At 74.7% G+C, this 788-nt stretch carries 1 protein-coding gene; it reads right to left on the bottom strand.

What is annotated here, in order from left to right; all coding sequences use genetic code 11:
* Positions 1 to 631 (bottom strand): glycosyltransferase family protein (locus VB737_RS17145; RefSeq protein WP_500314752.1); only part of this gene is annotated, 631 nt, incomplete at its 3' end.
* Between the last annotated feature and the right edge of the window lie 157 nt (positions 632 to 788).

Genomic DNA, 788 nt, shown 5'->3' with positions numbered 1-788 from the left:
GCGCAAGGGCCCGCCAGGCCAGGGCCAGCAGGGGGAGCCAGAGCATCACCAGGCCGGTGGGGCGCGTCAGCACGACCGCCCCGAGGCCCAGGCCGCCGGCCAGGCTCCAGAGCCACCGGTGCCGGGGACGGCCCAGCACCCGCACGCTCAGCAGCCACCAGGTGGTCGTGAGCACGGCCGTCAGGCTGAAATCGATCAGGTAGTCGCTGCGCTGGTTCAGCAGGGCCGGGGCGACGGCGCAGAGGAAGGCGGCCCAGAGGCCCGCTGCCCGGCCATGGGCCAGGCGGCCCAGGCCGTAGAGGCTGCCCAGGAGCAGGGCCTGGAAGAGGCTGTTGGAGAGGATGGCGCTGCCGTAGCCGGGTCCCAGCAGGCTGAACACCGGCGCCGTCACCAGGTAGGTGAGCGGCCCCCGATAGGTGGGGGTCTCGGCCCAGAGCCGTTGCCACCAGAGCGGATCGAGGGGCGCCGCCTCACCCAGCACCTGCCAGACCCCCAGGGCCCGACTCAGGTGTTCCCCCTGGTCCCAGGCCGGTGGCTGGGCGTGGCGCTGCAGCCACAGGACATCCAGGAGCACCCCGGCCAGCCCCAGCCCCAGCAGGATCCACCCGTCCCGGCCCCGTGTCCACCTCATCGGGATGCTTCCGGTGCCTGGGCCAGCACCCAGGGCTCCAGTTCCGGGGCCTGCAGCTGCATGGGCCATCCGGCCGGCAGCTCCCGGCGCCGGATCCACACCCGCTCCCCGGGGGCCACCCGGTCCGCCGGGCCGATGCGGGGCGTGAGCCGGGGGC

It is taken from the genome of Synechococcus sp. BA-120 BA3, assembly GCF_034931285.1.
In the GTDB taxonomy this organism is placed as follows: Bacteria; Cyanobacteriota; Cyanobacteriia; order PCC-6307; family Cyanobiaceae; genus Cyanobium.
The sequence above is the reverse complement of the archived record's forward strand: the minus strand, read 5'-3'. Positions and strand labels throughout refer to the sequence as shown.